This is a genomic window from Nocardia alni, from assembly GCF_019038435.1.
In the GTDB taxonomy this organism is placed as follows: Bacteria; Actinomycetota; Actinomycetes; order Mycobacteriales; family Mycobacteriaceae; genus Nocardia; species Nocardia alni.
Map to the genome: position 1 here is coordinate 1 of NZ_JAGPOX010000006.1, position 14,757 is coordinate 14,757.

Annotated in this window: 8 protein-coding genes; 5 read left to right on the top strand and 3 right to left on the bottom strand. The window is 66.7% G+C overall.

What is annotated here, in order from left to right:
• From JZ791_RS04125 to JZ791_RS04135, 3 genes are all read right to left on the bottom strand, one after another.
• Positions 1–1,745, bottom strand: a 1,745-nt coding sequence (locus JZ791_RS04125) for a beta-ketoacyl synthase N-terminal-like domain-containing protein (protein ID WP_305802004.1), incomplete at its 3' end; no start/stop codon positions are given.
• A 7-nt stretch (positions 1,746–1,752) separates the two neighbouring features.
• The gene (locus JZ791_RS04130; RefSeq protein ID WP_216892789.1) at positions 1,753–7,953 is read right to left on the bottom strand and encodes a type I polyketide synthase; all 6,201 of its coding nucleotides are present in this window, start codon (positions 7,951–7,953) and stop codon (positions 1,753–1,755) included.
• A 286-nt stretch (positions 7,954–8,239) separates the two neighbouring features.
• On the bottom strand, positions 8,240–9,688 hold the full coding sequence (locus tag JZ791_RS04135) for an MFS transporter (RefSeq protein ID WP_308162761.1): 1,449 nt from the start codon (positions 9,686–9,688) through the stop codon (positions 8,240–8,242).
• 639 nt (positions 9,689–10,327) lie between these two features.
• Here JZ791_RS04135 and JZ791_RS46770 point away from each other — a divergent pair.
• The 5 genes from JZ791_RS46770 to JZ791_RS04155 all read left to right on the top strand — a co-directional run bounded on the left by JZ791_RS46770 (position 10,328) and on the right by JZ791_RS04155 (position 14,716).
• The gene (locus JZ791_RS46770) at positions 10,328–10,450 is read left to right on the top strand and encodes an HNH endonuclease (RefSeq protein WP_368858324.1); all 123 of its coding nucleotides are present in this window, start codon (positions 10,328–10,330) and stop codon (positions 10,448–10,450) included.
• Positions 10,451–10,571: 121 nt separating this feature from the next.
• The gene (locus JZ791_RS04140; protein WP_216892791.1) at positions 10,572–11,063 is read left to right on the top strand and encodes a helix-turn-helix domain-containing protein; all 492 of its coding nucleotides are present in this window, start codon (positions 10,572–10,574) and stop codon (positions 11,061–11,063) included.
• Positions 11,064–11,370: 307 nt separating this feature from the next.
• On the top strand, positions 11,371–11,688 hold the full coding sequence (locus JZ791_RS04145) for a 2Fe-2S iron-sulfur cluster-binding protein (RefSeq protein ID WP_216892792.1): 318 nt from the start codon (positions 11,371–11,373) through the stop codon (positions 11,686–11,688).
• A 284-nt stretch (positions 11,689–11,972) separates the two neighbouring features.
• Positions 11,973–12,896 carry a LysR family transcriptional regulator gene (locus JZ791_RS04150; RefSeq protein WP_216892793.1) on the top strand — a complete coding sequence of 308 codons (924 nt, stop codon included), beginning with the start codon at positions 11,973–11,975 and terminating at the stop codon, positions 12,894–12,896.
• A 218-nt stretch (positions 12,897–13,114) separates the two neighbouring features.
• A complete protein-coding gene (locus JZ791_RS04155; RefSeq protein WP_216892794.1) occupies positions 13,115–14,716 on the top strand; it encodes a GMC family oxidoreductase in 1,602 nt (533 codons plus the stop codon).
• Positions 14,717–14,757: the final 41 nt, after the last annotated feature.

A 14,757-nucleotide genomic window follows, 5' to 3' on the forward strand; every position in this document is an offset into this window, starting at 1 on the left:
CTGCCGGCCCCGGGAAAGACGAAGACCACCCGGCGGGCGGCGGCACGGCCGCTCACCACCAGCGGCACACCATCATTCGGCGACGCGAGCGGCGACAGCGGGTCGCTCAGCGTTGCCAACCCCGCCCACAACGTGCCGAGATCCGCGCCGATCACGGCGGCCCGCCATTCGAGCGCAGTCCGCGTGTGGGCCAGCGACGAAGCCACGCCGGCCGCGTCCGACTCCGGATGCTCCGGCAGCCACTCGGACAATCGCCCGGCCTGATCTCGCAACGCCTCCGTGCTGCCCGCGGACAGCAGCCACGTCACCGGTACGTACCGGCGGGCCGGAGGCGGCAGCGCAGCGTCACCACGTAGGCCCTCGGAAGTACCGGCATCAGACACAGCTACGTACCGGCGGGCCGGAGGCGGCAGCGCAGCGTCACCACGTAGGCCCTCGGAAGTACCGGAATCAGATACCGGAGCCGCGTCGGTGCGCGGCGGCTGCGCGGCCGTGGCCGCTGTGGTCGGAGCCTGCTCCATGATCAGATGCGCATTGGCGCCACCCATCCCGAACGAGGACACTCCGGCCCGTCGCACCCGCGCGGCCGGCCATGGCCCGATCGCGGTGTGCACTCGCAGTCCCAGGTCGTCGAGCGGAATCCGGGGGTTGGGCGAGCGGTAGTTCAGGCTGGCCGCCAATTCGCCGTGCCACAGGCACAGGGCGGTCTTGATCAGACCCGCGATCCCCGCGGCGCCCTCCAGGTGACCGATATTCGTTTTCACCGAACCGACGGCCAGAGCGGCATCGGGTGAACGTCCCGCACCATAGGTTTCGCCGAGAGCACCGGCTTCCACCGGGTCACCGGCGGGCGTCGCGGTACCGTGCAACTCCACATAATTCACCGACGCCGCATCCACTTCCGCCGCCGCGAGGGCAGCGCGAATCACCTCGGCCTGCGCCGCTGGGCTGGGGGCGCTCAGGACCTGTCGCTCGTTGCCGGTTCCCACCGCGCTGCCCCGGATCACCGCGTAGATCCGGTCGCCGTCGGACACCGCCCGGGACAGCGGTTTCAGCACGACGAACCCGCCGCCCTCACCGCGAACCGTCCCGTCGGCGCGCTCATCGAAGGTGAAGCATTTCCCCGAGGGTGAATGCGCCCCGAACCGCTCGTACCGCTCACCACTCAACGGCGAGAGAATCAGACTCAACCCGCCCGCCAGGGCCGTCTCGCACTCGCCGCTGCGCAACGACTCGCACGCCACGTGCACTGCGACCAACGACGAGGACTGACCGCTGTCGATGACGAAACTGGGCCCGGTGAAGTCGTAGTAGTTGGCGATCCGGTTGGCCGCGACGCCACGACTCACCGCGGCCAGCGAGTGCCGCCCGATGTTCTCCCTCCCCCCGGACGCGGCGATCTCCGCGAAATCGGTTCCCATCGCACCCAGGAAGACCCCGGTTCTGGTGTGGTGGCGGCGCAGAAATCCCGCGTCCTCCAACGCCTCCCAGCTCAGCTCCAAACCCAGGAGTTGCTGCGGATCGATCGCCCGGGCCTCGTTCGGTGGCACCCCGAAGAAATCGGCGTCGAATTCGGAGGCCGACTCCAGGAAACCGGCCATCTCCTCGATCCCCGGGCGATCGGCCGGGGCCGCCCCCACCGCATCCCGGCCCTCGCGCAACAGACTCCAAAATCCCTGTATATCAGCGGCTCCCGGCAAACGGCAGGACATGCCTACAACGGCGATCGCGTCGGGTTCGATCATGGGCGTGTTACCTCTGATTCTCGGTCTGTCGCAGTAGAGGCAGCAGCCACTGGCGAAGCTGGGACGCGACCTCGGGGGCGGCCTCGTCGATGAGGGAGGAATGATCGGCCCGGACCTCGACGACGCCGCCGCCGTGCTGCCAGAGGGGAATGGGCTCGGCCACATCCAGCCCCGGAATCGCGGTGGTGGCGCGGAGATTCAGCGTGGTCGCGGTGATCGGGCGAACACCACGGTCCTGGTTGATCAGCGCATACCTGGTCATCGCGACGAGCCCGTAGTCGTCCACGGGCAGCAACGGGCCCGCGTGCTCGAGGATCACATCGAGCGCCCGAGTCAGCAGCTCACTGCGGAGATCGGGATCATCGGGGGCATAGGTGTCGAGCATGGCCACACCAGCCGGGCCGCGCCCCCGTTCTTCCAGCCGCCCGGCCAGTGCGTGCGCTATCGCTCCACCGCTCGAATAACCGACCAGTGCGAACGGCTCGGGGCCGATGCTCGCCAGAGTCGTGTCGGCGAGTTCGTCCAGGAGCGCATCCCAGGTGGCCGGTAGGTTCTCCCCCGCCCGCATACCCGGCAACCAGAGCGCGGACACGGCGAACCCGCTCCCCAGCTCACGCGCGAGCCGAGCGAACTGCTGTGGCCCGTTACCGACCAGATACGAGGGCACGCAGACCACTCGCGGACCGTCGTGCGCCCTGGTCAACACCAGGGGCGGGGCAGCGGTCCGCTGCGCACCGGGCCCCGCCAGCGCGTGACTCACCGAGGCACTCACATGCAACAGCGGCATCGCGGAGACCAGATCACCACGCCGATGCGCGGTCAGGACCAGATCGGTGAGCCATCCACCGGACAGCTCCCCGGGTCCGGCCGCGGCGGGTTGCGCGGCGGTGTCGTCGGTGCCGTCGGTATCCGTCTCCCCCAGGCGAATTCGCACCATCTCCGCGATGTCGGCCGCGGTGGGGTGATCGAAGACCAGCGTCGAGGGCAGGGAAAGGCCGGTGGTCGCGCCGAGCTGATTGCGGAACTCCACCCCGCCCAGGGAATCGAATCCGATCTCGGTGAACAGCGCGTCCGCCGGAACCGCGTCCGGCGAGCTGTGGCCGAGTATCGCCGCGGCCAACGACCGGACCTCGTGCAGCGCGGCCGCGGCCCGTTCGGATTCCGGGAGGGCGGCCAGACGTCGTCTCAGCCCGCCCCGGTCGTCTTTCGAGCGTGCCTTTCTCGACGCCGGTGCGATATCACGCAATATCGCCGGAATCTCGGCACGCATCGTCGCGAAATCGAAGGACACCGGCAGGACCACGGGCTCATCGGTCAGCAGGGCCCTGTCGAACAGTCGCACCCCGACCTCCGGGATGATGGGCGCCAAGCCGAACCGGGCGCGGCGTCCGGCGTCCACCGCACTGTCCGTATCGGCCATTCCCAGTGCCCACAGGCCCCAGGCCATCGATCGTGCGGGTAATCCGGCGGCCCGGCGATGGTGGGCCAGCGCATCGAGGAAGGCATTGGCCGCCGAGTAATTGCCCTGTCCGGGACTGCCCAGTGTGTAGGCGATCGAGGAGAACAGGACGAAGGCGGAAAGGTCGGCCTCACCGGTGAGCTCGTGCAGATTCCAGGCCGCGTCGACCTTCGGCCGCAGCACCCTGTCCACTTGTTCGGGGGTCAACGTCGCCAGGGTCCCGTCATCGAGGACGCCGGCGCTGTGGATGACGGCGGTCAGCGGATAGTCGTCCGGAACGGCACGCAACACCGCGCCCAACGCTTCTCGATCGGCGATATCGCAGGCAACCACCTCGACCTGCGCTCCCGCGGCGGACAGTTCGGCCGCGAGATCGGCCGCGCCGTCGGCCGCGAGTCCGCGCCGAGAGACCAGCAGCAGCCGCCGGACATCGTGTGCCGCGACCAGATGCCGGGCGATGAGTGCCCCGATCCCACCGGTGCCACCGGTGACCAGCACCGTTCCGTTCCCCAATGCGACCGTGCCGGTATCCGCGGCGGTCGTGCGGCGCAATCGCGGAACCCGAAGCTCACCGGCGTGCGCCGCGACCCACCCCTCGTCCAGCGACACGGCCCGGTCCACCAGCTCGGCGGTCAGCTCCGTCGCGTCGTCGTGGTCGAGCCGCACGATCCGGCCGGGATTTTCCGCCTGGGCACTGGCGACCAGGCCGGACACGATCGCAGCGGCGGGATCGGCGGCCGATCCGGCGAGTCCGGTCGCGACGACGAGGATGGATTCCCCGGCGCGCTTGTCGGCGAGCCATTCCCGCAGCACGGCCACTGTGTCGGCGAAGTATCGCCGAGCCTTGGCGGCGACAGCGCTATCGCCGGCGAAATCGCCAGTGCCCGTAGTGATATCGCCGGATCGCCACACGACGATATCCGGAACGGCCGGAGCCTGCGGGAGCGCGTGCACGGCCGGGTAGGCGTGCGCACCGGATATCGCCGTATCACCCAGGACCGCCACCACGCGACGCGATGCCCGGCCCGCGGCCGATGTCCACCGCAGTGCGTAGAGCGGATGGGAATCGCTGCGTGCCCGGCGCAGGGCCGCGGCAGCCGCGGCATCGATGGGGCGTGCCAGCAGACGGTCGATGGTGATCACAGGTGTCCCGTGCACATCCGCGGCATCGACGCGCAGGGTGGTGGCGTCGATCTGATCCACGCGCACCCGCAACCCGGTGACCTCGCCGAGGTGAGCGCGCACCCCGGAGTAGGAGAACGGCAGGGGGACCCGTCCGCTGTCCTCGGCGTCGATCTGTCGCCCCAGCGGTGCGTGAAAGACCGAATCCAGCAGCGCCGGATGAACGTGGAAACGCCGGCCGTCCACCTCCTCGGGCAGGGACAACTCCGCGTACATCTCCGTGCCGCGAGCCCATACCGCCCGGACTCCCCGGAACATCGGGCCGTAACCGAAACCGATGCCCTCCAGCCGCTCGTACAGCTGGTCACAGCCCACGGGTGTGGCCCCCGACGGTGGCCACACCCGCGCGTCCCACCCCGGCGCCACCGCACTGTCCGGAGCCAGGGTTCCCACGACATGCGTGGTCCACTCCGGCGCGTCATCGCGCTCGGCGATCCGGGAATACACCACGAACCGGCGAGTTCCGGACTCACTGGACTCACCGGACTCATCCGGGGGGTCGGCCACGACTTGCAGCTCGACGGCCGCCTCGTCGAGCACCAGCGGCGCTTCCACCACCAATTCCCGGACCGAGCCCACGCCCAGTCGCTCCCCGGCGAAAAGAGCCATCTCCACGAAGGCGGTACCGGGAACCAGCACCGACCCGAACACCGTGTGGTCCGCGAGCCAAGGATGGGTTCGCAGCGAAACCTGCCCGGTGAACAACCATTCGTCTCGACCGGCCACCGATACCGCGTCGGTCAGGATCGGATGGTCCGCCGAGCCCGCACGCAGGACAGGCGCCGGGTCCAGCCAATAATGCTCGTGCTGAAACGGATACGTCGGCAGCGCCACCCGAACCCGGGGCCGATCGGCGAAGCAGGCTCCCCAATCCACCGCCACCCCGGAGACATGGATGCGAGCCACACAGTTCAGCAGTTGCCCGATCTCCTGCTCCGACCGCCGCGAACCGGCGACGACCAGCGAACCCTCCTGGGATCGACCATCTTTCGCCAGACACTGCCCGGTCATCGCGGCGAGCACCGCGTCCGGTCCGATCTCGATGAAGCGGCGGACCCCCAGCCCGCGCACCGTATCGACCCCCGCGGTGAAGCGGACCGCCTCCCGCACCTGACGAACCCAATACCCCGGATCGACCAGCTCATCGGTGGCGAGCGCACCCGACACCGTGGACACCATCGGGATCGTCGGCCGACTGTAGGAAACCCGGTCGGCCACTGCCTGGAACCGCGTCATCATCGGCTCCATCAGTGCCGAGTGGAAAGCATGACTGACCCGGAGCCGGCTCGTCTTCACACCGGTATCGGCCAGCAACTTCTCCAGGCCGTCGATCGCATCCGCCGCACCCGAGAACACCACCGCCTCCGGCCCGTTGACAGCCGCCAGCCACACCTGCCCCGCCCCCTCCGCGATAGCCCGCCGCGCCTGCTGCTCCGACACGGCCGCCGCCAGCATCGCCCCGCCCGAGGGCAGCGCGCCCATCAATCTGCCCCGCGCCGCCACCAGTGCACAGGCGTGCGGCAACGACCACACCCCGGCCGCGTACGCCGCCGCGAACTCACCGATCGAATGGCCCATCACCACATCCGGCTCGATCCCGAAGGAAACCAGCAACCGATACAGGGCCACCTCGAAGGCGAAGAGCGCGGGCTGCGCGAATTCGGTCCGATCCAGGACCTCCGCGGGACCCTCGAACATCAACTCACGCAAGGACCACGCCGAATCCGATGCCCGGTCCGCCGGGCGCACGAACGGATCCAGCGTTGCGCAGATCTCGTCCAGCGTGGTGGCGAATACCGGAAACACCGCATGGAGTTCTGCGCCCATCCCGACGCGCTGCGCCCCCTGCCCGGTGAACAGGAAGGCCGTATCGCCCGAAATACGCTCACCCCGGACAACATTCGGCGACAAACGTTCCGCCGCCAGATCCGCCAGACCGATCGACATCTCGTCCCGCCCGGCGCCGAACACCACCGCGCGGTATGCCAGGAGCGCTCGGTCCTCGACCAAAGCTCTTGCCGCCATGGACAGGTCCACCTCGGGGTGATCGATCAGCCACCCGCGCAACCGGTTCGCCTGCTCCGCGAGTGCCGGGGCGGTCTTCGCGGAAAGCACCATCGGCAACGGCTCGATATCGACCCCACCGGCCGGACGATGCTCGGATGCGGGTGCGGGCGGCGCCTGTTCCACGACGACGTGCGCGTTGGTCCCGCTGATCCCGAACGATGAGATTCCGGCCCGGCGAGGCCGATCGCCGACCGGCCACGGCCGCGACTCCCGTAGCAACGCCACCTGCCCTGCCGTCCAGTCGACATGCGAGCTGGGTTCATCCATATGCAGCGTCCGCGGCAGAGTTTCGTGCCGCAGGGCCTGCACCATCTTGATCACGCCCCCGACACCGGCGGCCGCCTGCGAATGCCCGATATTCGATTTGAACGACCCCAGCCACAAGGGTTCCGGCCGGTTCTGCCCGTAGGTGGCCAGCAGCGCCTGGGCCTCGATCGGGTCTCCCAGCGGGGTGCCCGTGCCGTGTGCCTCCACCACGTCCACCTCTTCGGGCCGCAGGCCCGCATCCGCCAATGCCGCCCGGATCACCCGCTCCTGCGCCGGACCACTCGGCGCGGTCAGACCGTTCGACGCACCGTCCTGGTTGATCGCGCTGCCACGGACCACAGCCAGCACCTCGTGCCCCAGCCGGTGCGCGTCCGACAACCGCTCCAGCACCAGCACACCGACCCCCTCGGCCCACCCCGTACCGTTCGCACCGGACGAGAAGGCCTTGCATCGGCCGTCGGGCGACAGGCCACGCTGCCGCGCGAAATCGATGAGGAGCCGCGGCGTGGACATCACCGTCACCCCACCGGCCAAGGCCAGCGATATCTCCTTGCGGCGCAGGGCCTGCGACGCCATGTGCAAGGCCACCAGAGACGAGGAGCACGCGGTGTCCACCGTCACCGCCGGCCCCTCGAATCCGAATGTGTAGCACACCCGGCCGGAGACCACGCTGCCCGCCGAGCTGGCCGTCAGATGCCCCTCGGCCACCGACCCCGCCGCACTGGCCACCTGGTCGTAGTCCTCGTACATCACCCCCGCGTAGACACCGGTAGCACTGCCCCGCAACACACCCGGCGCGATTCCCGCATCCTCCAGTGCTTCCCAGGACACCTCCAGGAACAGGCGCTGCTGCGGATCCATGCTCCTGGCCTCTCGCGGCCCGATACCGAAGAAGCCCGCGTCGAACCCGGTCGCGTCCGCGAGGAAGCCGCCCTCTCGCGTGTAGGTCGTCCCGGCATGGTCCGGATCCGGATCGAAGAGCTTGTCGATGTCCCAGCCGCGGTCGCGCGGAAACTCACCGACCGCGTCCGTGCCCGAGCGCACCAGATCCCAGAGACCTTCGGCGGACGACACCCCTCCCGGATATCGACATCCGATGCCCACGATCGCGATCGGCTCATGGTTCTCCCGCCGCACCCGGGCCAATTCTTCCCGGGTTCGCACGAGATCGGCGGTCGCTTTTCTCAGATAGTCGACCAGCCGGTCCGAGGAAATACTCTCAGGTGCATCCATGCTTCATTCCAAACAAAAAGACAACACGAAAAGAATTCACACCGGCGAGCCTCGATCCACAGTCTTCACCGGACCGAAGCCGCTTTCGTTAGCGTTCACAGAAGATTCTGGCCGGGACCGCGTCGTCGTTCGCCAGAAGAATACTCGCCGAACAATCGGTGGGATCGTTCCCACCGCTTCGTGACAGGCATCGAGCCGGAAATATCTGCGGGAACAGCGGCTCTGATATGAAGAATTGTGCCACCGGCATCGAGATGCCGCAACACGAGGGTTATTGCTTCATACGTCACCCGATCCGGGTGGATTCGGTCGTCTCGGAAGGCTCCGATTCCCGAGGCCGGGACGGTGGCCGCAGAGCCAGTGCCACGGCACCGGCCACCACGGTGACGATCGCGGCCCCCTCCCACAGGACCTGGAACGATCCGAGCCGGTTCGCACCATGGGCGCCGAGGTAGGACACGCAGGCCGCGATGCCGAGGACCGCGCCGAGCTGGCGCAGGCCGCTGCTGAACGCCGTGGCCGTGGCGAATCGCGCACCCGCCACCCCTTGGACAGCGGCGGCGGAAAGGCTCGCGAACAGCATCCCCACCCCGAGTCCCGAGAGCGCCGCCCCCGGCAGGAAGTCGGTCAGGAAACCGGGCTGTACATGCACGAACCGCACGTACCACGTAAGCCCGAGAGCCACCAGAACCGCGCCCGCCGCGGCGATGTAACGGCCCCCGAAGCGGTCGTAGAGAATGCCCGCCGGTCGTGCGACGAGTGTGGACAACAGCGGTGCGGGGGTGAGCGCCAACCCTGCCCGAACCGTCGAATAGTGCCAGAGCGAGGTGAGGAACAACACATTGGCCAGCAGATACCCGTAGAAGGCGACAGCGAACACGAATGTGCTCGCGTTGGCCGCCGCTACGGTCCGGTCCGTGAGGATCGTCGCCTCGATCAGCGGCGCGGGGTGCGTACGACACCGCTGAGCGACGATCAGTACCAGGACGATTCCCGCGCACAGCGATCCGACGGTATGCCAGTCGGCCCACCCCCAGTCGTGCCCTTTCACGATCCCGAGCGCCAGCAGACCGAAACCGGCCACGGAGCACACGATCGAGACAATGTCCGGCCAGGCGGTCGCGGCCTCGTCCTTCGCCTCGGTCAGCCATACCCACGCCACGATGGCGGCCACCAGACCGATCGGCACATTGACCGCGAAAACCACCCGCCAGTCCCAGACTTCGATCAGGAAACCGCCGAGCGCGGGACCGATCCCGGCAGCGAGGCCACCGGTCGCGGCGAACAACGACACCGCGACACCGCGGCGGGACTCGGGGAATGCCGCCAGCAACAACGCCAGCGAGGACGGGACGATCATGGCGGCCCCCACCGCCTGAACGCCGCGCAGCACGATCAGCAGTCCCGCGCCCGGTGCCAGGGCACACAGCAACGATGCCACGACGAAGACGATCAACCCTGCCGTGAACATCGCCTTCCGGCCGAATCGATCCGCATATCTGCCCGCCGGCATCAACAAGGCCGCGAACAAAATATTGTAGGCGTTCATCACCCACGACAACGAATCCATCGACCACGCGGGAAAGCCTGCATGAATACTTGGAAACGCAATATTGACAATCGTGGCATCGAGAAACGCGATAAATGTCGCCAACGAGGCGACGACGGCCACGACCATCACTCGAGGACGCCCAGCGGACGCCGATCTCCTAGGGGACGTCAATTCTTCGGCCATGCAATATTCGACCTCACTACTATGCGCACGCAGGCCAGGATCACCTATCACTGCAGGTGGATTCCACACTCGAGCGGGACATCATGCCCACCGTCCGGCCGAACGATTATCGCCCGACCGTGCCTGTCATTGACAGATTAGGAAGCCCAGGGGAATCGCGCCACAGCTGCCATCTACCGGACCAGAAATGAGACCTAGTTCACACCGCAGAACTGGTCGAGACGTCCAGTCGGTTCGCTCCCGCGGAGCCCGCAGCCACCCTCACCGCGGCGTCCTGGCCACAGCACCGTGCCGTCAGGAGATCCGATGACATCCGATGACTCCTCCGAACCGCTGGAACTCGACATCGACGGCCTGAATACCGCGGGCGCTCTGGCTACCTCGCCGCCCGGGGCCACCGCGTTCCAGAAGGACCCGAATTACGACGTGTGGCCAGAGAACAGGCCATCCCTGCAACCCAGAGGACCGGTGTCGTCCTGCACAGATGGAGACGTGACTCAACGCGATGTGATTGATACTCAAATAACTGGGCCTACAACAACGTTCGGCGGCCACAGGGGGTGCGAGAGCCTGGAGAAAGAAGGCCTCGCCTGTCGCGCAGCCAGAGGTTCTGCCAGCTAAGCCGCTGGCGCCCACCGTGTGATCAGCTATCGGCAATGGGCAGAATTGATGGTCGAGCTGCGGCGCAAGTCCCTGGTGGTCTGCCACTCTTGCCACAACGGCATCCATACCGGGAAGCCGATACCGCAGCTCACGTCGTAGTCATCGGAGAGCCCGTCGCGGTGAAAGCCGCACACCGGGTTCGGGCTGGGGGTCGCTGGAAAAGGAACCGTCCCAACGGAAACCTCGTCAGCGGCCTACCAGTACTCTGCTGGCGAACCTGATGACCGCCGTGGAGCGGGTGCTGGGCCGCAGGCGATCCTGCCTGAACGAGAAAGATCCGGACCGGATCGAGGCCTTGCCGGACCCGGCCGCCGATCCACCGGATGATTTCTCGGATGGTCCTCTGGCGCAGCGGATCACCCGCCAGCATCCCCAGATCCTGCAGATGCTGGCCCAGGGCCGCACGATCAGCGCGATCTCGCGGGAGCTGCACCTCGACCGCAAGACCGTGCGACGCTACGCCCGCACCGAACTCGATGATCTCCTGCACTCCGGAATCCGCCGCGCGAGTCTCATCGACCCGTTCGTACCCCATCTGCAGGCCAGGTGGCGCGAGGGCTGCGTGAACGCCGCGGTCCTGTTCCAGGAGATCGCGGCCCAGGGATTCACCGGCAGCGCCCAAACCGTTCGCCACTACCTTCAGCGCTGGCGCGTGGCCGGTGTCCCCGTCACGCCCGCGGTAATCACCCCCAGAAAGGTGCCGGTTGGATAAGGCGTCGTCCCGACGACCTCGACGGCCAGGAGCGTGAGCGCCTGCGCGCGATCACCCGGCGCTGCGACGAGATCGCCACCGCCGCCCGACTGGCGGGCGAGTTCGCGATGATTCTCCGGCAACGGCGGGGACACGAACTGTTGGACACCACGTGAGGGATGCTCGTTGGGCATCGCGTGATGGCGATTTGCTGCCTACCGGCACCCCCCACCTGTGACCTACGTTACGACCTAGAAGCAATGCACGGCGGGGCAAGGTCACTGTCGGCGCAAATGTTCCACCGTTTCCGAAGCCCAACGGAGTAGCTATGCCCCACATCAAGTTTCTCAACAATGGCGAAGAATCATGCATCCACGCGGACACGGGTAGCACCGTGATGTCGGTGGCAACGATGAACAACGTCAACGGGATAGTGGCGGAGTGCGGCGGAGGTTGTTCGTGCGCGACGTGCCACGTGTACGTGGAGGGTGAGTGGTTCGACAAGCTCGAGCCCGCCGCCCCGGAGGAACTCGAACTCCTGGAGTTTCTTGAAGGCGTACAGCCCAATTCGCGTCTGTCGTGCCAAATTGCGATGAATGCCGAACTCGACGGTCTGACCGTCAGCGTCCCGCCGCAGCAGGGCTGATCGTGACCACACCCCAGGACAATACAGTGACGACCAACTTCGACATGGGCCGGGAGTTGGGCCCGGAAGGGCCGGCCGGCTTCCAGCTGCTCAAGTCGGTGTATCAAGCCCCGTAGCAACGGTGCAGCCGGGGCCGTCCGAGTCGCCCCGGCGGGGCGTCTCCCAAGCGACAAATGTCTCGTCTTCGTACACCTTTCTTGCCACCAACAGTGGCGGTGATCACACTGACGGAGCAGGCTCGCGAGCTCTCACGCCCGGGTTCGCAGCAAAAGGAGTCGCTCGAGGTGGATGTTCAGCAACTGGAGATGTTCGTCGCGGTCGCCGAGGAGGGAAGCATCCACGGCGGAGCCCGCCGAGTGCTGATAGCCCAGCCCGCCGTATCCAAGTCGCTGCGCCGGCTCGAGCGCCAACTCGGTACCGAGCTGATGATCCGGTCCCCGCAAGGAATCGGGCTTACCGTGGCGGGCGAGGTTCTCCTTGCTCAGGCCAAGGAAATACTCGAGCGAGTGGGCCGCACCATCGAGATCGTGCGCAAGGCGGGTGAACCCGGACGCGAGTTGATAATCGGTCTCATCGCCGGGGCCGTGGCAGCGGCGGAGTTGACCAAAGAGATCATCCGCCAATATCGGGTCGACCGACCGGATGTGGCATTGACACTGCGCGAACTCAACTTCCCCAATCAGTTCACCGCTATCTCCGATGGGGTGGTGGACGTCGCCTTGGTGCGTCCGCCATGCCCCAATCCGGACGTCGCACTGACCTCCCTGTTCGACGAGCCGATCATGCTGTGCTGCCGGGAGGACCACAGGCTTGCCGATAAGGACTGCCTCGAGATAGCTGACATCGTCGACGAGCCGATGCTGGACATGGCCGATGCTCCGGTCCTGTGGACCGATTTCTGGCTTCTGGTCAACGAGCGCCACGGGCGACCACCCACAGAGCAATCTGTCCGAACTCTTTCCGAGTTGGGTCTCGCCGTCGCATGCAGCCCCGGCACTGTCACTCCACTCGTCGGCAGCGCCTGGCGCCTCGGACTGGACCCGTCGTCGTTGAGCACGGTCCCTCTGCGTGATGGGCCCCGATCGATTGCGGCGGTGGCCACCGCGCGTGGCGATTACCGCGATGAGGTCTGCGACTTCGTCGCCACTGCGATACGCGTGACCCGACAGCGGGTCACCGAGATCCCCGGCGCAAACCTGCTCGCCTGACTGGTCAGCATCTGGACCAGGCTCTCCGCCTCGCCATGACCAGTGATCCCGATACGGAATCACGTGATGCGATCTTGCATCTACCTGCCCCATCCCTTGTGACATAGATTACTAATCATGGCACGGGAAACCGGCGCCTCTTCTGTTGAGATCCCTTGCGCTGGAACGGCTTACGACCCCTCACCGCTGGGACCCTCCGAGTCCGATGGAGACCTATCGTGAAGCAGTGTGACTATCTGATCGTCGGAGCGGGTTCGGCCGGCTCCGTCCTCGCCGAACGGCTCAGCGCCGACGGAGCACGCGTCCTCGTCCTCGAGGCCGGTTCCTCCGACGACGACCCCCTGGTCAAGATTCCCGCCCTGTTCGCCGGAATGTTCCAGGGGCCTAACGACTGGAATTACAACTCCGAGCCCGAACCTGGACTGCACGGGCGCCGCGTTTTCCTGCCACGCGGGAAGATGCTCGGGGGCTGCTCATCCATGAACGCCCTTATTTACATGCGTGGCGCCCACAGCGACTATGACCGATGGGTCAGCGACTTCGGCGCCACCGGTTGGTCATACGACGAGGTGCTGCCGTACTTCAAACGGTCCGAGAACAACGCCGACATCCACGATGAATACCACGGGCAGGACGGCGGCCTGCACGTGACGCGCGATCGCTGGATGTCTTCTCATGCCGAGTCGTTCATCGACGCCGCCACTGCCAGCGGCATCGCCCGGAACGACGACTTCAACGGTGCACAGCAGGACGGCGCAGGTTTGTTCCAGGTCACCGCACAACACGGTCGCCGTTGTTCGGCGGCGGATGCGTTCCTGCGGCCCGCGATGGAGCGCCCCAATGTCGAGGTCGTCACCGGCGCTCTCGTGCGACGAATCGTTATCGACGGACACCGAGCGGTCGGCGTGGAGTACATCGAGAACGGTCTTCTGCATACAGCGGTCGCCGATCGTGAAGTCATCCTCAGCGCCGGCGCCTACAACTCTCCGAAGATTCTCATGCTCTCGGGGATCGGCCCGGCCGATCACCTGCGGGAGATCGGGATCCATACGGTCGTGGACTCTCCGCACGTCGGCCAGAACCTGCAGGATCATCCGCTGACACTGCTGCACTGGGACACCGACAGCACCGACACCTTCAGCGACCTCGCCCAGCCCGCCCTGATGGATCAATGGCTCGCGGACGGTACCGGCAAGCTGAGCTCGAACGCTGCCGAAGCTGCGGTACTGTGGCGATCCGACTCCTCACTGCCCGCCGCCGACTTCCAGATGGTGTTCGTCCCCGGCTTCTTCTGGGATCACGGTTTTCGGCGACCGGCGACCGGCGGTCTCACAATCGGACTGTCCTATAACGGCCCTTCCTCGTCGGGTTCGGTGCGGTTGCACTCGTCCGATCCGGCAGCCCCACCTCGCATCGTCAGCAATCTGCTCTCGCAACAGTCCGAGGTAGACGCGGTTATTCGCGCCATCGGCCTGGCCGAGGAGATTGCGGGCCGGCAAGAGTTGTCCGCGGCGTTCGGCGAGCGAGTCAATCCTGGCCGGGGCGTCGGCCGGGCCGAACTCGCCGCATGGATCCGTGCCGACACCCAGCACATGTACCACCCCACCAGCACCTGCCGGATCGGTGTCCCGGGAGAGGGTGTCGTAGACCCGGATCTGAAGGTCTACGGAGTTGAGGGCTTGCGCGTCGTAGACGCATCGATCATGCCGAGGATTGTGTCTGGGAACACGAACGCCCCGACGATCATGATCGGTGAGCGCGGGTCGGACCTAATCCTCGGAAAGGCCGCCGCCGCGGCCGCCGAATCTGTCGCCGTGTAGCTCGCCCTCGTTCGAATTTCATTACACCCCTTCATGTTCAG